Raw genomic sequence first — 18581 nt, forward strand, 5'->3', positions numbered from 1 at the left:
CCGGGAGGCTTGCTATCAACACACCAGAAAGACGGTGTGTGTGGGCGCTAACTGCGGATGCTGATTTTCTGGCGCAGCGGGGGCAAGGACAGGTTGAACAGGTCTTTGCCAGAGCGGTAAATATCGCACTTCCGGCCCGCCAGCAGTTGCTGACGCTGCTTTGTGAAGAGTACGACAATGCGCCAAACAGTTGTCGGTTGGCACTCACTCACTTTGATGGTCTGTTCCGGCATGGTGATAAGGTTCAGTTTGACGATCAAGGCATTACGATTGGTCAACATCTTCATATAGAGATGAGTCATTGCCTGCGTTGGCTGTCCCCAACCTTGCAAATGGCCGCTGTGAATTTTCACCTTATCGCCTGGCAACAGTGGCATGACATTATTCATCAGCACCTGGGGGAAAATGAAACCCTGTTTAATTATCGCGGCGATAATCCGTTTTATCAGGCGTTAAATAAAGCACTACATATTAAACGTCGGGCAGTTATTCAGGCAGTAAACGATAAACAAAATATCGCCTCAGCAGTCGCCAGTATGATGGGCTTAGGGATTGGCCTTACGCCATCAGCCGATGATTATTTAACAGGTCTGGCGCTTATTTTATTTATTTCCGGGCATCCGGCAGAAAAATACAAAGAGGAATTTTATCGCGGTCTGCAACGCGGCAGAAATAATACCACGTTATTAAGTGCCATAACGCTGGAAGCCGCATTACAACAACGCTGCCGGGAAAATATTCATCGTTTTATTCATAACATTATTTATGACATCCCTGGGAACGCAACTCAGGCAATAGAAAAAATTAAACATATTGGCTCCAGTTCCGGCTGCGACATGCTGTATGGCATGGCCGATGGTTGTGCGCTGAGCCAAACCTACGGAGGGAATTATGTCAGTTAAAATAGTCATTAAACCGAATACCTATTTTGATTCTGTCTCGCTGATGTCTATCTCCACGCGTGCAAATAAACTCGACGGCGTCGAGCAGGCATTTGTGGCGATGGCGACCGAAATGAACAAAGGCGTGCTGAAGAATTTAGGACTGCTGACGCCGGAGCTGGAGCAGGCGAAAAACGGCGACCTGATGATTGTCATCAATGGTAAATCGGGTGTGGACAACGAGCAGTTGCTGGCGGAGATTGAAGAACTGTTCAACACCAAAGCGCAAAGTGGCTCGCACGAGGCGCGTTACGCCACTATTGCCAGCGCCAAAAAGCATATCCCGGAAAGTAACCTGGCGGTGATTTCGGTCAACGGTCTGTTTGCCGCTCGCGAAGCGCGTCAGGCGCTGCAAAACGATCTTAACGTGATGCTGTTTTCCGATAACGTCTCAGTTGAAGATGAACTGGCGCTCAAACAGTTGGCCCACGAAAAAGGGCTGCTGATGATGGGGCCAGACTGCGGTACGGCGATTATCAACGGCGCGGCGCTCTGCTTTGGTAACGCCGTGCGTCGCGGCAACATCGGCATTGTTGGCGCATCCGGCACCGGTAGCCAGGAACTGAGCGTCCGTATCCATGAATTTGGCGGCGGCGTTTCGCAACTGATCGGCACCGGCGGGCGCGACCTGAGCGAGAAAATCGGCGGCCTGATGATGCTCGACGCCATCGGGATGCTGGAAAACGATCCGCAAACTGAAATCATTGTGCTTATCTCCAAACCGCCTGCGCCTGCGGTGGCCCGCAAAGTGCTGGAACGCGCGCGCGCCTGCCGCAAGCCAGTGGTGGTTTGCTTCCTCGGTCGTGGCGAAACGCCGGTGGATGAGCAGGGGCTACAGTTTGCCCGCGGCAGTAAAGAGGCGGCGCTGAAAGCGGTAATGCTCTCCGGCGTGAAACAGGAACATCTCGACCTGCATACCCTGAACCAGCCATTGATTGCTGACGTGCGCGCTCGCCTGCAACCGCAACAGAAATACATTCGTGGCCTGTTCTGCGGCGGCACGCTGTGCGACGAAACGATGTTCGCGGTGATGGAAAAACACGGCGATGTCTACAGCAACATTCAGCCCGATCCGGAATTCCGCCTGCAAGATATCAGCCGCAGCATCAAACACACCTTCCTCGACTTTGGTGATGACGACTTCACCAACGGCAAGCCGCATCCAATGATTGACCCGACCAACCGCATCAGTCGCTTGATCGAAGAAGCGCGCGATCCAGAAGTGGCGGTGATCGTGATGGATTTTGTGCTCGGATTTGGATCGCATGAAGATCCGGTCGGCTCCACCATCGAGGCGATCAAAGAAGCGAAAGCGATCGCCGCTGCCGAAGGACGTGAGTTGATCATTCTCGCCTATGTGCTGGGTACCGATCTTGATACGCCATCATTAGAACAACAAAGCCAGATGCTGCTTGATGCCGGAGTGATTCTGGCCAGCAGTAGCACCAATACCGGATTGCTGGCGCGTGAATTTATCTGCAAAGGGGAGGAAGCCTGATGAGCCAGTCACTGTTTAGCCAACCGTTGAACGTTATTAACGTCGGTATCGCCATGTTTAGCGATGATCTGAAAAAACAGCATGTAGAAGTGACCCAACTCGACTGGACGCCGCCGGGGCAGGGCAATATGCAGGTGGTGCAGGCGCTGGATAACATTGCCGATTCGCCGCTGGCAGACAAAATCGCCGCCGCTAACCAGCAGGCGCTGGAGCGCATTATCCAGTCGCATCCGGTGCTGATTGGTTTTGATCAGGCGATTAACGTGGTGCCGGGCATGACGCCGAAAACCATTCTTCACGCCGGGCCGCCGATCACCTGGGAAAAAATGTGCGGCGCGATGAAAGGCGCGGTCACCGGGGCGCTGGTGTTCGAAGGGCTGGCGAAAGATCTCGACGAGGCGGCTGAACTGGCGGCCTCCGGGGAGATCTCCTTCTCGCCGTGCCACGAACATGACTGCGTGGGATCGATGGCGGGTGTTACCTCGGCCTCGATGTTTATGCACATCGTAAAAAACAAAACCTACGGCAACATCGCTTACACCAATATGAGCGAGCAGATGGCGAAGATTTTGCGTATGGGCGCTAACGACCAGAGCGTGATTGACCGCCTCAACTGGATGCGCGATGTGCAGGGGCCAATGCTGCGCGACGCGATGAAAATTATCGGCGAGATCGATCTGCGCTTAATGCTGGCGCAAGCGCTGCATATGGGCGATGAATGCCATAACCGCAATAACGCCGGGACGACGCTGCTGATTCAGGCGCTGACGCCGGGGATTATTCAGGCGGGTTATTCCGTCGAGCAACAGCGCGAAGTGTTTGAGTTTGTCGCCAGCAGCGACTACTTCTCCGGCCCGACGTGGATGGCGATGTGTAAAGCGGCGATGGATGCGGCGCACGGCATCGAATACAGCACCGTGGTGACCACCATGGCGCGTAACGGCGTCGAGTTCGGCCTGCGGGTCAGCGGCCTGCCGGGGCAATGGTTTACCGGTCCGGCGCAGCAGGTCATCGGCCCGATGTTTGCCGGTTATAAGCCGGAAGATTCGGGGCTGGATATCGGCGACAGCGCCATCACCGAAACCTACGGCATTGGCGGATTTGCTATGGCGACCGCGCCCGCGATCGTCGCGCTGGTGGGTGGCACGGTGGAAGAGGCTATCGATTTCTCCCGTCAGATGCGTGAAATCACCCTTGGCGAAAACCCCAACGTCACCATTCCGCTGCTCGGTTTTATGGGCGTGCCATCGGCAATCGACATCACCCGCGTGGGTAGCAGTGGCATTCTGCCGGTGATCAACACCGCCATCGCTCATAAAGATGCGGGCATCGGCATGATTGGCGCGGGCATTGTGCATCCACCATTCGCCTGCTTCGAGAAAGCCATTCTTGGCTGGTGCGAACGTTACGGCGTTTGACTCTCCAACCGCACCTTACGATCCCTTCTCCCTTCAGGGGAGAGGGGCAACCTCACTCTCATAACCCCATCACCCTCTGTAGCGGACATAACAACATGAAAGAACTTGTGGTCGTTGCCATTGGTGGCAACAGCATTATCAAAGATAACGCCAGCCAGTCGATTGAGCATCAGGCGGAGGCGGTGAAAGCCGTCGCTGATACGGTGCTGGAAATGCTGGCTTCCGATTACGACATTGTGCTGACCCACGGCAACGGGCCGCAGGTCGGGCTGGATTTACGCCGCGCGGAGATAGCCCACGAGCGCGAAGGGCTGCCCTTAACGCCGCTGGCGAACTGTGTGGCGGATACGCAAGGCGGCATTGGCTATCTGATCCAACAGGCGCTGAATAACCGACTGGCGCGTCACGGTGAGAAAAAAGCCGTCACCGTGGTGACTCAGGTGGAAGTGGATAAAAACGATCCGGGGTTTGCCCATCCCACCAAGCCCATCGGCGCATTCTTTAGTGAAAGCCAGCGTGACGAATTACAAAAGGCAAACCCTGACTGGCGTTTTGTTGAAGATGCCGGACGGGGCTATCGCCGCGTGGTCGCCTCGCCGGAACCGAAACGTATTGTCGAAGCACCGGCCATTAAGGCGCTGATCCAACAAGGCTTTGTGGTGATTGGCGCGGGCGGCGGCGGAATCCCGGTGGTGTGCAGTGAAGCGGGGGATTACCAAAGCGTGGACGCGGTTATCGACAAAGATCTCTCTACCGCGCTATTGGCCCGTGAAATTCACGCTGACATTCTGGTGATCACCACTGGCGTCGAAAAAGTGTGTATTCACTTTGGCAAACCGCAGCAGCAGGCGCTGGATCGCGTAGATATTGCCACCATGAACCGCTATATGCAGGAAGGGCATTTTCCGCCTGGCAGCATGTTGCCAAAAATCATCGCCAGCCTGACGTTCCTGGAACAGGGCGGCAAAGAAGTGATTATCACCACGCCGGAATGCCTGCCTGCGGCGCTGCGCGGTGAAACGGGCACCCATATTATTAAAACGTAAGGACGTAAGATGAAAGAAAACAATAGCCGCCGTGAATTTCTGAGCCAGAGCGGTAAGATGGTCACCGCCGCCGCGCTGTTTGGTACGTCTGTGCCGCTCGCCCATGCGGCAGTCTCTGGCACAATCCATTGCGACGCGAATAACACCATGAAAATCACTGACCCGCACTACTATCTCGACAACGTGCTGCTGGAAACCGGTTTTGACTACGAAAACGGTGTGGCGGTACAGACCCGCACGGCGCACCAGACCGTAGAGATTCAGAACGGCAAAATTGTTGCCCTGCGCGAGAACAAGCAGCATCCGGACGCCACGCTGCCGCACTATGACGCTGGCGGTAAGCTGATGCTGCCCACCACCCGCGACATGCATATTCATCTCGACAAAACCTTTTACGGCGGGCCGTGGCGCTCGCTCAATCGCCCGGCAGGCACCACCATCCAGGACATGATCAAACTCGAGCAGAAAATGCTGCCGGAGCTGCAACCGTACACTCAGGAACGAGCGGAAAAACTGATCGATTTATTGCAGTCGAAAGGCACTACCATTGCCCGCAGCCACTGCAATATCGAACCGGTTTCCGGCCTGAAAAATCTGCAAAATTTGCAGGCGGTGCTGGCGCGACGTCAGGCGGGCTTCGAGTGTGAAATTGTCGCCTTCCCGCAGCACGGTTTGCTGCTGTCGAAATCGGAACCCTTAATGCGTGAAGCGATGCAGGCGGGGGCGCATTACGTCGGCGGTCTGGATCCGACCAGTGTTGATGGCGCGATGGAAAAATCCCTCGATACCATGTTCCAGATTGCGCTGGACTACGACAAAGGCGTTGATATTCACCTGCACGAAACCACTCCGGCAGGCGTGGCAGCCATCAATTATATGGTTGAAACGGTGGAGAAAACGCCGCAACTGAAGGGCAAGCTGACCATCAGCCACGCCTTTGCGCTGGCAACGCTCAATGAGCAACAGGTAGATGAACTGGCGCACCGGATGGCGGCGCAGCAAATTTCTATCGCCTCGACGGTGCCGATTGGCACGCTGCATATGCCGCTCAAACAGTTGCACGACAAAGGCGTAAAAGTGATGACCGGCACCGACAGCGTTATCGACCACTGGTCGCCTTACGGCCTGGGCGACATGCTGGAAAAAGCCAATCTGTACGCGCAGCTCTATATTCGTCCTAACGAACAGAACCTCTCCCGCTCGCTGTTTTTAGCCACTGGCGATGTATTGCCGCTCAACGAAAAAGGCGAGCGCGTGTGGCCCAAAGCGCAGGATGATGCCAGCTTTGTGCTGGTGGACGCCTCCTGTTCCGCCGAGGCGGTGGCGCGTATCTCGCCGAGAACGGCGACGTTCCATAAAGGGCAACTGGTGTGGGGGAGTGTGGCAGGTTGATACGCATTTGAAACGCCTGCAATGGTGAATCGTAAGAGATTTAAAGCCCCAGGGAGTGGGGCGGGAATGGTTTGTTAATGAATGATCCTGAACTTTATAATCTCCCGGCATAATTTCCAGGGGATTATTTGAGAGAAATACACAAAAGTGAGTTTTAACAATATTTATCAAGCCATAAATGTGACCGGCTTCGGATAAAAAAGATTAAACATAGAAAAACCAATGATCCTCTTGCTGATGGTTATCAACAGTAATTAAGATGTGATTTTTTTCCGTAATCGCGAAAATATTCTCATGACCATAAAAGAAAAAATCTCACAAAAATATCCCCATGCTTCCTTTTGTACTTTTGGCGATTCAGCAGCGTTGGCCGATCACCTCGCAACGTTGATTGCGACAGGTGTTAAAACAGCTTCCTGTGGTTCGCTGGCGGGATGTATTGAAGACAACGCATTTCCGATGATTGGTGAGTATAAGATTGTAGAAAATAGCCGTGGTGAGCCTGTCTGTGTTATCAGAGTGATTGGCCTGCATTTACTGCGCTTTTCTGATGTCACCGCGGAGCTTGCCCGTAAGGAAGGTGAAGGTGACCTCAGTCTTGAATATTGGCGTAATGAACACCGTCGTTTTTTCCAGGCAGAAGGATGCTATTCACCCGAAATGGACGTTATCTTTGAAGAATATGCCCTTATTGACGTTGTGTAGATAACTATTTTTCTACGCGAAATAAGCTCACAAACATAAAATATCGCTAATTTTGTTTATTTTGCTATTTTTTACGTGATGAATGTCACACTTATTATTGCTGCCCGTTTTGTCCATATTTATAACCAAATTTTTAATAGCTGCCTGAAATAGGGCTGTTTATTCTGCATAAAAATATTCGAAAATTCTTATTCTCTCCAGCGCGCTAATTTGGGCGAACACTTCCTGACTACCCTGCAATGAGGCTGAAATGATGAATAAACGTTTTGTTATCAATATGGTGTCTTCGCTGTTATTAGGCGCTGCGCTAATTTCTGCGCCGCTCCAGGCAGCGGAAAAAGTCGTGGTGAATATCTCTAAAGTCGATGGTATGCCGTGGTTTAATCGCATGGGCGAAGGTGTGGTCGAGGCGGGTAAAGCCTTTGGTGTTAATGCGTCACAGGTGGGGCCTTCAAGTACTGATGCTCCGCAACAGGTTAAAATCATTGAGGATTTAATCGCCCGTAAGGTTAATGCAATTACAATTGTGCCAAACGATGCCAACGTGCTGGAACCGGTATTCAAAAAAGCGCGAGATGCCGGAATTGTGGTTCTGACCAACGAATCCCCCGGTCAGCCAAGTGCTAACTGGGATATCGAAATCATTGATAACGAAAAATTTGCCGCTGAATATGTTGAACATATGGCGAAACGCATGGGTGGCAAGGGCGGCTATGTGATTTACGTGGGTAGTTTGACCGTGCCGCAGCATAACTTATGGGCTGACTTGCTGGTGAAATACCAGAAAGAGCATTACCCGGATATGCATGAAGTTACCCGCCGCATGCCGGTTGCCGAGAGTGTGGATGACTCACGTCGTACCACACTGGACCTGATGAAAACCTATCCTGACTTGAAAGCGGTTGTCTCCTTTGGTTCAAACGGTCCGATTGGCGCGGGACGTGCAGTGAAAGAGAAACGGGCGAAAAATAAAGTCGCAGTCTATGGCATGATGATCCCTTCACAGGCGGCATCACTGATTAAAAGTGGTGATATCACCGAAGGGATTACTTACGATCCGGCCTCTGCAGGTTACGCACTCGCGGCCGTCGCCAGCACGTTGCTGAAGGGTGAAGAGATCAAACCTGGATTAGAAATGCAGAATCTGGGGAAGGCCGACGTAGATATAGATAAGCGAATTATCCGTTTCCATAAGGTACTGCTGGTCAACAAAGACAATATCGACTCACTTTATTAATCCATTTCTTCGGGGCGAAAGCCCCGATTCTTATTGCCAGGGGATGTTATGGAAACCTTCCTTTCCCTTCGTCATATCAACAAAACGTTTCATGCCACGCGAGCGCTGCGCGATGTTTCTCTCGACTTTATGTCGGGTGAAGTGCACTGTCTTGCCGGGCAAAACGGCTGTGGTAAATCGACGTTGATTAAAATTATGTCCGGAGTTTATCGCCCGGATGAGGGAGCGGAAATTACGCTTGGTGGGAAAAACTGGTCAAAGCTGACACCCGCCGCTTCGGTGGCGCAGGGGATTCAGGTGATTTATCAGGACCTCTCTTTATTTCCTAACCTGAGTGTCTGGGAGAATATCGCCGTGAATCACTATCACCACGGTCTGTTTGTTAACCGCCGTCGTCTGCGTGAGGTGGCGCAGGCGGCAATGACCAGTATTAACGTCACATTGCCACTGGATACGCTCGTTTCTGAGCTTTCAATTGCCCGCTGTCAGCTGGTGGCAATTTGCCGTGCACTGGCGCAGGACGCACGGTTGATCGTGATGGATGAACCAACCGCTTCGCTGACCCATCAGGAAGTGCAAGGGTTATTACAGGTGGTGCATCAATTGCGGGAACGCGGGATCTGCGTGGTCTTCGTCAGTCATCGTCTGGAAGAGGTGATGGAAGTTTCCGACCGTATTTCAGTGTTGAAAGATGGTGAGCTGGTCGGGACCTTTCCGGCTGCAGAGATGACCACAAAACAACTCGGTTTCCTGATGACCGGCCAGGAGTTTGAATATCAGGTGCGAGAGTTGTGGCAGGGAAAATCCAGCATCCCAGTGCTGGAGGTGCGTAATTTAAGTCGTCATGGGGAATATCAAAATATTAACTTGCGGGTGGAAGCGGGCGAAGTGGTGTCGATTGTTGGCCTGCTTGGTGCGGGGCGCACGGAATTATGTCTGAGTCTGTTTGGTATGACCCGACCGGATGCTGGCGAGATCCTCATCAACGGCCAGCTGGTTACACTGCATAGTAACCAGGACGCCATCCGCCACGGTATTGGTTATGTTTCGGAAGATCGCATGTCGCGTGGTTTGGTGATGGCGCAATCTATTGAAGACAACATCATTAGCACTGTTTTTCACAAGGTAAAAGATCGCTTCGGCTTTCTGAGTGAAGCTAAAGTGCGTGACCTGGTGGACAGGCTAATCAAGGCATTGACCATCAAAGTCTCTGACCCACATCTCCCGGTGAATACGCTTTCTGGGGGTAACGCGCAGCGAGTATCGATCGCCAAATGGCTGGCGATTGGGCCACGACTGTTGATTCTCGATAGCCCGACTGTCGGTGTTGATATCGCCAACAAAGCAGGAATATACGGCATTATCAGCGATCTGGCGGCTCATGGCATTGCGGTATTGATGATCTGCGATGAAATTGAAGAAGCGTGGTATCAAAGCCACCGGATTTTGGTAATGCAGAAAGGTCAGATCACCCATAGCTTCCTGCCTGACAGCAGTTCTCAGGCCAGGATTGCGGAGGTGGTAAATGGCTGAACTGAAAAAACGTCATGAATTCTGGCTGGCATTACTGATTGTGGGGCTGTTTGTCGGCCTTGCCTGGCGCAGCGACGAGTTTCTGACATTCGGTAATTTGTACGATCTCGCCAATAACTATGCCATGTTGACTATTCTCGCCTGTGGTTTGTTTGTGGTGTTGATTTCCGGTGGAATTGATATTTCGTTTCCAGCAATGACCATCATTGCGCAATACGGCATGGTGCTGTTGCTGCAAAAAATTGGTGGCAACTTCGCTGTCGCGTTTGCCCTGGCGGGCGGCATCGGCATTTTACTTGGCTTAATTAACGCCTTACTGGTTAATCGCCTACGGGTGCCTTCTATTATCATCACTATCTCGACGCTGAATATTTTCTATGGCCTGCTGTTATGGTTGAGTAAAGGTGTGTGGCTGTACGACTTTCCGCCGTGGTTTGAGCAGGGGGTTATGTTGTTCAAGTACACCGATGCTGATGGCTATGACTATGGCCTTGGTCTACCGCTGATCGCCATGATTACGGTGGTGCTGCTAACAGCGTTTATCATGAATTTCACCAGTGTAGGGCGCAAAATTTATGCCCTTGGCGGGAACCGTGAATCCGCCAGTCGCATCGGCTTTAGCGTGCTGAAACTGCAACTTTTCGTCTACGGCTATATGGGATTGATGTCTGGTGCTGCGGGTGTAGTGCAGTCGTGGACGGTGATGACTGTCGCCCCCGATTCTCTTCTGGGTTATGAGCTGACAGTACTGGCTGCGGTGGTGCTTGGCGGCACTAGTTTGCTCGGCGGGCGCGGCACGTTAACCGGTACTTTGCTCGGCGTGGTGTTGTTGGCAGTGATGCAAAACGGGCTAAATTTATTGGGAGTCTCGTCTTACTGGCAAACATTGATCACAGGCATCATCATCGTTGCCAGCATTAGCGCCACGGCGTGGAGTCAGCATCAGAACCGGAGTCTGCTATGAAAAAATCGTGGCGTAATAACGTTGAGTTTTACTTGATCGGCCTGTTGGTGCTAACTGTTGCCGCCTTCAGCATTACTATGCCGGAGATTTTCTGGTCGATAAGTAATTTCCAGTCCGTCGCTTCGCAAATGCCCGTGCTGGGCATTCTGGCGTTGGCTATGGCGGTGACCATGCTTTGCGGTGGCATTAACTTGTCAATTATAGCCACTGCTAACGCCTGTTCACTGGTGATGGCGTGGGTGGCGACTCAGTATCCACCGGGTATTGCTACGGTTGTCGCTACGCTGCTGGCGGGCGCTGGCGCGGCGGTGATAATCGGTTTATGTAACGGCGTATTGATTGCTGGTATTCGAGTGTCGCCAATTCTTGCAACACTCGGGATGATGACGTTGCTCAAAGGGGTAAATATTCTGGTGACAGGCGGTAGCGCCATTGCCAATTATCCCTCATGGGTGCTGTGGTTGAATCATGCACAGTGGTTCGGTATTCCGCTACCGATGTGGTTGTTTGCCGCAGTGGCGCTGGGGCTGTGGATATTGCTGGAGAAAACGCCGCTCGGTAAATCCATTTATCTGATTGGTTCTAACGAACGAGCAACACTTTACTCCGGCATTAACACTCGTCGGGTGCTGATTTGGGTTTATGTCATTTCCGCCTTGCTTTGTGCGGTAGCGGCATTTTTGATGATGTCGAAACTCAACTCGGCTAAGGCCTCTTATGGCGAATCGTACTTGCTGGTGTCAATCCTCGCGGCAGTACTCGGCGGGGTTAATCCGGACGGCGGCAGCGGGCGGATAATTGGTATGGTGCTGGCGCTGTTTCTTCTGCAAATTATTGAAAGCGGCTTCAATATTCTCGGTATAAGCCCCTACCTGACGATGGCCTTATGGGGAACGTTGCTGCTCTGTTTCATTCAGGCTCGCGGCATGTTGGGGCTGGATCGGGTGGTTTAAATATTGGCTATATTCAATGGACGCGTTTTGCCGCGATGACATATCAGGCATCGCCAAATACACATAGCTAATCAGGAGTAAACACAATGAAGATCAAAGCTGTTGGTGCATATTCCGCTAAACAACCACTTGAATCGATGGATATCACCCGGCGTGAACCGGGACCGCATGATGTCAAAATTGAAATCGCTTACTGTGGCGTCTGCCATTCCGATCTCCACCAGGTCCGTTCCGAGTGGGCGGGGACGGTTTACCCCTGCGTGCCGGGTCATGAAATTGTGGGGCGTGTGGTAGCCGTTGGTGATCAGGTAGAAAAACATGCGCCGGGCGATCTGGTCGGTGTCGGCTGCATTGTCGACAGTTGTAAACATTGCGAAGAGTGTGAAGACGGGCTGGAAAACTACTGTGATCACATGACCGGCACCTATAACTCGCCGACGCCGGACGAACCGGGCCATACTCTGGGCGGCTACTCACAACAGATCGTCGTTCATGAGCGATATGTTCTGCGTATTCGTCACCCGCAAGAGCAGCTGGCGGCGGTGGCTCCTTTGTTGTGTGCAGGGATCACCACGTATTCGCCGCTACGTCACTGGCAGGCCGGGCCGGGTAAAAAAGTGGGCGTGGTCGGCATCGGCGGTCTGGGACATATGGGGATTAAGCTGGCCCACGCGATGGGGGCGCATGTGGTGGCATTTACCACTTCTGAGTCAAAACGCGAAGCGGCAAAAGCCCTGGGGGCCGATGAAGTTGTTAACTCACGCAATGCCGATGAGATGGCGGCTCATCTCAAGAGTTTCGATTTCATTTTGAATACAGTAGCTGCGCCACATAATCTCGACGATTTTACCACCTTGCTGAAGCGTGATGGCACCATGACGCTGGTTGGTGCGCCTGCGACACCGCATAAATCGCCGGAAGTTTTCAACCTGATCATGAAACGCCGTGCGATAGCCGGTTCTATGATTGGCGGCATTCCAGAAACTCAGGAGATGCTCGATTTTTGCGCCGAACATGGCATCGTGGCTGATATAGAGATGATTCGGGCCGATCAAATTAATGAAGCCTATGAGCGAATGCTGCGTGGTGATGTGAAATATCGTTTTGTTATCGATAATCGCACACTAACAGACTGAAAAAATTAATAAATACCCTGTGGTTTAACATATTAACTTCGCTCTCCACTTAACTTTTTAGTTAAGGAGAGCGAAATAATATCAAAGTAGCAGTAAAACCTATAACGTAAATTCAAATTGTTAAATTAACTCCCTCCAGTACACAATACTTCACACGTTAGTTATGAGCGATTTCTGATAGTGCCTGGTTTAATCAGGGCTTTATTATCTGCGACGTTTATTTTTATTTAAGAGAGATCGCGATGATATCATTAAAAGCTCCGCACAATAATTTGATGCCATATACGCAACAAAGCATACTTAATACAGTAAAAAACAATCAGTTACCAGAGGATATCAAAAGCTCCCTGGTCTCCTGTGTCGATATATTCAAGGTTTTGATTAAACAATATTATGATTATCCTTATGATTGTCGTGATGATTTAGTCGATGACGACAAACTCATTCATCTCATGGCTGCTGTACGAGACTGTGAGTGGTCAGACGATAACGCACTCACTATAAATGTGCAGTTTAATGATTTCCCTGGATTTTATGACTGGATGGATTACCCTGATCACCCGGTTAAGTTTGTTTTTCGCATACTTGAAAATCAAAAAGGGACAGTTTGGGTATATGACCAGGATGATGCGTTTCTTGATATTAAAGCAAATGTGCAGGCTGGACGCTTTACCGGGCTTAAGAAATTAGTGCAGTTTATCGATTCAGTGCGAACAGATTGCAAATGTATTCTTCTTGAACACCATATGCCTTTGCTGAGACTTTTCCCTAAAGGGAAAGAGTGTATGCATGTGGAAAAATGGCTTCGCGAAATGTCGTCTATTCCGGAGACCGACGCACCCATTAAGCAGGCGCTTGCGCATGGATTATTATTACACTTAAAAAATATCTACCCTGTTTTTCCTGAATCACTGGTGATGTTATTGCTCTCTGTTCTGGACGTAAAAACATACAGAGATGATGCGCGATTAAATCAATGGATATCTAATAGAGTGCAGGAATTAGGTGACAGATATTATCCTGTAAATAAGCACGTTAAAATCCGCTACACTCTTTAGTTCAGAAAGGGTTCCACCTGCGAGTTGTTATTCCACCAGAGAGTGAATCGCAAAGCAGGTGATCATTTCATCTGTATATCCGTATGCCAAATGGCATTCCACCGCCTTTTTCGCCGATATTTTGTTGTGATCGGCGACACTTCGCTTAAAAAAGCATCAGCAGTGGTTTCGCAGCTATACGGTGTATAAAAAATGATCTCATGCAGATGTTTTGTGAATGTGTGGGTTGACATTCATATGAAAAAAATCATAATTCCATCATGTTTGTGTGGGGTCTTTTCTGTATCTTACGCATCGCACTCAAGCCTGACAGAAAATATGCTGTAAGGCTCATATCAAAAACCGCCATTAGCTCATCAGGAAGAGCAGACGACAACCAGGATTGTTGTATGGTACGGGGTTCGAGGCCTCGATGGCGGTCCAACTTTTCATAACTCTTCTGAATCAGATCCCCTTATTATCATCCCTGCAAAGTGGAACATTGCCATTGTTTGGCTATTCAGGACGGGTCAGAGCAATGAAAAAAGCCCACACAGGGGAGAGTGGGCTGAAATGGGAAGCTAAAGACTCAAGTAAACTTATCGGAAATAAGGACCACGCATTACGGGGGCTATCATCGCCGATGGTCGGGATTCGGCAAATCAGGTTGATTACGTAGAGAGTAAATTATCTGCTCACCGCTGTGTCACCCCTTCGTAAATCAGGCGTAGCGCGAATACACCAATAATTGCACCAATAACCCGACTGGCAACGCGTTGCATACGCCCATAAGCACGACGCACAGCGGGCAAAGAAAACGCCTGACTAAGAAAAACGCGCCAGATAATTGATGCGAGCACAATCCCCGCTCAGGCCATTAAACGTGCCCATGTTGGTGTTTCGGCATTTAATGTTACTGAGAAAATACTGATAAAAAATAAAACGGTTTGCGGGTTAGAGAGATCGGTAATTAATCCACGGCGAAAAAAGACATACCAGGGGGCGTTAATCGGTTGTTGTAGTGTGCTCATTTGCGGTGTTGACTGGCGGCGCATGCTGCACCACGCAAACCATAAGAGATAAGCGCCGCCGACGATTCTGATAAGCGAAAAAATCTCCTCACACTGCGTAATTAGCGTTGCAAGACCAAACAAACCCAACCCGGAATAAAATGCATCGCCCAGCGCCACGCCCAGCCCGGTCAGCACCCCTGCGCGTCGACCGGAAGCCAGGCTGGTTTGTACTACCACAAAGAGATTGGCTCCCGGATTAAAAAAAGTAATCACGAACAGTCCTACGGTCAGGTAAACGGCGTGCAAAGGATCCATAGTGATTTCATCCATAAATAAGTGAACTAACTGCATCATATTTCTACCAAAAATAATCGGGTGCGAGAGAGATCACAAAGTGTCTTATTTCCGGTTACTGGCGTTTATGCCCTGACTGAACTAATTATTAATCAACCCAATAATGTGGGTGGGTGATAGTGTGATAACAACTCTGGAGCCGTAATATGAAAATAATCTCTAAAATGTTAGTCGGTGCGTTAGCGTTTGCCGTTACCAATGTCTATGCCGCTGAATTGATGACCAAAGCGGAATTTGAAAAAGTTGAATCGCAATATGAAAAAATAGGTGATATTTCAACCAGTAATGAAATGTCGACTGCAGATGCAAAAGAAGATTTAATCAAAAAAGCCGATGAAAAAGGGGCTGATGTGTTGGTGCTGACCTCTGGTCAAACTGACAATAAGATTCACGGCACGGCAAATATTTATAAGAAGAAGTAATTCTGAAACCTATGTAAACATCCCCGATGCGTAAGTTTATCGGTGATCATCATCTATTGAAATTTATGCCGGATAAAGCGTTCGCGCTGCATTCGGCAGTTCAGTTTTTCAGCCGCCGCCAGAACGTCGTCCGGCTGATACCTAAATAATTCGCCGCTGCTGTTTTATCGCCTTTAAATTTCTCCAGTGCCTGTTGTGGTGTCAGTAAGCGTGGAGCGGGAATTTTCGCTGATTCGCGCGCTAGTTCCGGCAGTAGCAGCTGCAAAAACTGCGGCGTTAAATCCGGCGTCGGTTCCACACTTAAAAACAGCGCCAGTCGCTCCATCATATTGCGCAGTTCTCGAATATTGCCCGGCCAGTCGTAGTGCACCAGCACGGTTTCGCTTGCCTGTAATCCCTGGCGTAATGCGGAAGAAAACGGGGCAGCAAGTGCAGCCAGAGACACTTTCAAAAAGCTTTCCGCCAGCGGCAGAATATCTGCCACCCGCTCACGCAGTGGTGGCAGTTGCAGGCGTAAAATGCTCAGCCGATAAAACAGGTCACGGCGAAACTGCCCTTGCCGCATATCTTCTTCCAGATTGCAGTGAGTGGCGCTAATGACTCGCACATCCACCGGAACAGGCTGATGCCCGCCGACGCGGGTGACCTCTTTTTCTTCCAGCACCCGTAACAGGCGAGTCTGCAAAGGTAGCGGCATTTCGCCAATCTCATCCAGAAACAGCGTACCGCCGTGGGCAATTTCGAACAGCCCGGCGCGACCTCCGCGTCGCGAGCCGGTAAACGCCCCTTCCTCATAGCCAAACAGCTCCGCTTCCAGCAGCGATTCGGCAATCGCTCCGCAGTTGACGGCAACAAACGGATGCGACTTTTTGCCCTGTCGCGCATCGTGGCGGGCAAAATATTCCCGATGAATCGCCTGGGCCGCCAGCTCTTTGCCCGTCCCCGTTTCCCCTTCAATCAACACCGCTGCACTGGAGCGGGCATACAGCAAAATAGTCTGCCGTACCTGTTCCATCTGTGGTGATTGACCGAGCATATCGCCCAGCACGTAACGAGTACGCAGGGCGTTGCGGGTGGCATCGTGAGTGTTATGGCGTAACGACATGCGCGTCATATCCAGCGCATCGCTGAATGCCTGGCGCACGGTGGCGGCGGAATAGATAAAAATTCCGGTCATTCCGGCTTCTTCTGCCAGATCGGTAATTAGCCCCGCGCCGACCACCGCTTCGGTGCCGTTAGCTTTCAGCTCGTTAATCTGCCCGCGTGCGTCTTCTTCGGTAATGTAGCTACGTTGGTCGAGGCGCAAATTAAAGGTTTTTTGAAACGCCACCAGTGCCGGAATAGTTTCCTGATAAGTGACAACGCCGATAGAAGAGGTGAGTTTTCCGGCTTTTGCCAGTGCCTGTAACACATCGTAGCCGCTCGGTTTAATCAAAATAACTGGCACTGACAGGCGGCTTTTCAGGTACGCGCCGTTAGAGCCAGCGGCGATGATGGCGTCGCAGCGTTCGTTTGCCAGTTTCTTGCGGATGTAGGTCACTGCTTTTTCAAAGCCAAGCTGAATAGGGGTAATGTTCGCCAGATGATCAAACTCGAGGCTGATATCGCGAAACAGCTCGAACAGGCGCGTTACAGATACCGTCCAGATAACCGGTTTGTCGTCATTCAGCCGTGGTGGATGTGCCATAGCGCACCGCAAAGTTAAGAAACCGAATATTGGGTTTAGTCTTGTTTCATAATTGTTGCAATGAAACGCGGTGAAACATTGACTGAAACGTTAACTGAAACGCATATTTGCGGATTACTTCATGACTTTATTTATAACAAATTGAAATTAAACATTTAATTTTATTCGATCAATTGTGGCACACCCCTTGCTTTGTCTTTATCAACGCAAATAACAAGTTGATAACAAAGGATGGGCTATGTCTCTACACTCTCCAGGTAAAGCGTTTCGCGCTGCACTGTCTAAAGAAAATCCATTGCAGATTGTTGGCACCATCAACGCTAACCATGCGCTGCTGGCGCAGCGTGCCGGATATCAGGCGATTTATCTTTCCGGCGGTGGCGTGGCGGCAGGGTCGCTGGGGCTGCCCGATCTCGGTATTTCTACCCTTGATGACGTGCTGACCGACATTCGCCGTATCACCGACGTCTGCTCGCTGCCGCTGCTGGTAGATGCGGATATCGGTTTTGGTTCTTCTGCTTTTAACGTTGCGCGCACCGTGAAATCGATGATTAAAGCCGGTGCGGCGGGATTGCATATTGAAGATCAGGTTGGTGCGAAACGCTGCGGCCATCGCCCGAATAAAGCGATCGTCTCGAAAGAGGAGATGGTGGATCGGATCCGCGCGGCGGTGGATGCGAAAACCGATCCTGATTTTGTGATCATGGCGCGCACCGATGCGCTGGCGGTTGAAGGGCTGGATGCGGCGATCGAGCGTGCGCGGGCCTATGTTGAAGCGGGTGCCGAGATGTTGTTCCCGGAGGCGATTACCGAACTCGCTATGTACCGCCAGTTTGCCGATGCGGTGCAGGTGCCAATCCTCGCCAACATTACCGAATTTGGCGCAACACCGCTGTTTACTACCGATGAATTACGCAGTGCCCATGTTGCAATGGCGCTGTACCCGCTTTCAGCGTTTCGCGCCATGAATCGCGCCGCCGAACATGTCTACAACGTCCTGCGTCAGGAAGGCACGCAGAAAAGCGTCATCGACACCATGCAGACCCGCAACGAACTGTACGAAAGCATCAACTATTACCAGTACGAAGAGAAGCTCGACGACCTGTTTGCCCGTAGCCAGGCGAAATAAAAAACGCCCGTTGGTTGTATTCGACAACCGATGCCTGATGCGCCGCTGACGCGGCTTATCAGGCCTACGGGATGAACTGAACTGTAGGTCGGATAAGACGCATAGCGTCGCATCCG

16 protein-coding genes and 1 pseudogene are annotated in these 18581 nt (G+C 51.0%); 15 read left to right on the plus strand and 2 right to left on the minus strand.

The window, feature by feature from the left end:
* Positions 1 to 38: 38 nt before the first annotated feature.
* The 13 genes from G434_RS04365 (at position 39) to yahM (ending at position 14539) form a co-directional block, all read left to right on the plus strand.
* Positions 39 to 902, plus strand: coding sequence for an oxamate carbamoyltransferase subunit AllH family protein (locus G434_RS04365; protein ID WP_001309284.1), 864 nt, complete (start codon positions 39 to 41; stop codon positions 900 to 902).
* On the plus strand, positions 892 to 2439 hold the full coding sequence (gene fdrA / locus G434_RS04360) for an acyl-CoA synthetase FdrA (RefSeq protein ID WP_000111846.1): 1548 nt from the start codon (positions 892 to 894) through the stop codon (positions 2437 to 2439). Before G434_RS04365 ends, fdrA begins: the two co-directional genes overlap by 11 nt.
* On the plus strand, positions 2439 to 3857 hold the full coding sequence (locus tag G434_RS04355; protein ID WP_000083439.1) for a YlbE family protein: 1419 nt from the start codon (positions 2439 to 2441) through the stop codon (positions 3855 to 3857). The genes fdrA and G434_RS04355 overlap by 1 nt, the downstream gene beginning before the upstream one ends.
* A 95-nt stretch (positions 3858 to 3952) precedes the next feature.
* Positions 3953 to 4903 carry a carbamate kinase family protein gene (locus G434_RS04350; RefSeq protein ID WP_000661629.1) on the plus strand — a complete coding sequence of 317 codons (951 nt, stop codon included), beginning with the start codon at positions 3953 to 3955 and terminating at the stop codon, positions 4901 to 4903.
* A 9-nt stretch (positions 4904 to 4912) separates the two neighbouring features.
* On the plus strand, positions 4913 to 6295 hold the full coding sequence (locus G434_RS04345) for an amidohydrolase family protein (RefSeq protein WP_000662407.1): 1383 nt from the start codon (positions 4913 to 4915) through the stop codon (positions 6293 to 6295).
* A 294-nt stretch (positions 6296 to 6589) separates the two neighbouring features.
* Positions 6590 to 7000, plus strand: coding sequence for an ASCH domain-containing protein (locus tag G434_RS04340; RefSeq protein ID WP_000152768.1), 411 nt, complete (start codon positions 6590 to 6592; stop codon positions 6998 to 7000).
* Between the two features lie 253 nt (positions 7001 to 7253).
* Positions 7254 to 8237 carry an autoinducer 2 ABC transporter substrate-binding protein gene (locus G434_RS04335; protein WP_001042106.1) on the plus strand — a complete coding sequence of 328 codons (984 nt, stop codon included), beginning with the start codon at positions 7254 to 7256 and terminating at the stop codon, positions 8235 to 8237.
* Positions 8238 to 8285: 48 nt separating this feature from the next.
* On the plus strand, positions 8286 to 9770 hold the full coding sequence (locus G434_RS04330) for a sugar ABC transporter ATP-binding protein (RefSeq protein ID WP_000447328.1): 1485 nt from the start codon (positions 8286 to 8288) through the stop codon (positions 9768 to 9770).
* Positions 9763 to 10734: an ABC transporter permease gene (locus G434_RS04325; RefSeq protein ID WP_000818889.1), complete on the plus strand. Its 972-nt coding sequence runs from the start codon at positions 9763 to 9765 to the stop codon at positions 10732 to 10734. Before G434_RS04330 ends, G434_RS04325 begins: the two co-directional genes overlap by 8 nt.
* Positions 10731 to 11687 (plus strand): ABC transporter permease, encoded by a 957-nt coding sequence (locus G434_RS04320; RefSeq protein ID WP_000750344.1) that lies wholly within the window; start codon positions 10731 to 10733, stop codon positions 11685 to 11687. Before G434_RS04325 ends, G434_RS04320 begins: the two co-directional genes overlap by 4 nt.
* An 86-nt stretch (positions 11688 to 11773) precedes the next feature.
* Positions 11774 to 12823, plus strand: a complete 1050-nt coding sequence (gene yahK, locus G434_RS04315; protein WP_000692764.1) for an NADPH-dependent aldehyde reductase YahK — start codon at positions 11774 to 11776, stop codon at positions 12821 to 12823.
* Positions 12824 to 13065: 242 nt separating this feature from the next.
* A complete protein-coding gene (yahL, locus tag G434_RS04310; RefSeq protein WP_001309286.1) occupies positions 13066 to 13881 on the plus strand; it encodes a protein YahL in 816 nt (271 codons plus the stop codon).
* 412 nt (positions 13882 to 14293) lie between these two features.
* The gene (gene yahM, locus G434_RS0126025) at positions 14294 to 14539 is read left to right on the plus strand and encodes a protein YahM (RefSeq protein WP_000290601.1); all 246 of its coding nucleotides are present in this window, start codon (positions 14294 to 14296) and stop codon (positions 14537 to 14539) included.
* Between the two features lie 16 nt (positions 14540 to 14555).
* On the opposite strand, the pseudogene G434_RS0126030 reads toward yahM, so the two are convergent.
* Positions 14556 to 15227: pseudogene (locus tag G434_RS0126030) on the minus strand (LysE family transporter).
* 146 nt (positions 15228 to 15373) lie between these two features.
* Between G434_RS0126030 and yahO the strand changes: the two are divergent.
* A complete protein-coding gene (gene yahO, locus G434_RS04305) occupies positions 15374 to 15649 on the plus strand; it encodes a DUF1471 family periplasmic protein YahO (protein ID WP_000691953.1) in 276 nt (91 codons plus the stop codon).
* Between the two features lie 100 nt (positions 15650 to 15749).
* Here the strand turns inward: yahO and prpR are convergent, their stop codons facing one another.
* Positions 15750 to 17336 (minus strand): propionate catabolism operon regulatory protein PrpR, encoded by a 1587-nt coding sequence (gene prpR / locus G434_RS04300; protein WP_000941048.1) that lies wholly within the window; start codon positions 17334 to 17336, stop codon positions 15750 to 15752.
* A gap of 238 nt (positions 17337 to 17574) precedes the next feature.
* Here prpR and prpB point away from each other — a divergent pair, with 238 nt between their 5' ends.
* The gene (gene prpB / locus G434_RS04295; RefSeq protein WP_000052176.1) at positions 17575 to 18465 is read left to right on the plus strand and encodes a methylisocitrate lyase; all 891 of its coding nucleotides are present in this window, start codon (positions 17575 to 17577) and stop codon (positions 18463 to 18465) included.
* Positions 18466 to 18581 lie beyond the last annotated feature (116 nt).

It is taken from the genome of Escherichia sp. KTE172 (assembly GCF_000408845.1).
GTDB classification, from domain to species: Bacteria; Pseudomonadota; Gammaproteobacteria; order Enterobacterales; family Enterobacteriaceae; genus Escherichia; species Escherichia coli.